The sequence below is a fragment of the Bartonella vinsonii subsp. vinsonii genome (assembly GCF_902825235.1).
In the GTDB taxonomy this organism is placed as follows: Bacteria; Pseudomonadota; Alphaproteobacteria; order Rhizobiales; family Rhizobiaceae; genus Bartonella; species Bartonella vinsonii.
Genome location: NZ_CADEAJ010000062.1, coordinates 1 through 441 on the forward strand (window position 1 = coordinate 1; position 441 = coordinate 441).

Below are 441 nucleotides of genomic sequence, written 5' to 3' on the forward strand. Positions count from 1 at the left end.
AAAAGACAAGTGATGATATTGAAACAAGAGCTTATGTCGAACAGCTTTCTCATAATGAATTAAGAATTTTCTGGCTGCGTAATAAAGCCCTTTTAAACATCTAGGGTGCTGCGGGGGCGCCCCTCTCTTTCAAATATTTTCCATTCAAATTTTAACACAATCAAAATTGTGAGGCGTTTGTTATGTCTAAAAAATACAAATTAACCAATGAAATGAAACAATTGAAAGATAAAATAACTCAAAAAATTACCAAGCTTTATCGCATTCGTGCTTTAAGAAATTTCGATGATGTCAAGGCGGGTGACCTTGGGGGCTTTATTGAAAAGGAAAGCAATCTCTCTCATGATGGCAACTGCTGGGTTTATGATGATGCATGGGTTTATGGATATGCCCGTGTTTCTGAGAATGCAAAAATACGTCATCAGTCTCAAGTGTGTGGTC

The 441-nt window shown here is 37.0% G+C and carries 1 pseudogene; it reads left to right on the forward strand.

Features of this window, described 5'->3' with window-relative positions:
- Positions 1-182: 182 nt before the first annotated feature.
- A pseudogene (locus J7R12_RS08685) lies at positions 183-441 on the forward strand (hypothetical protein); the annotation flags it as partial.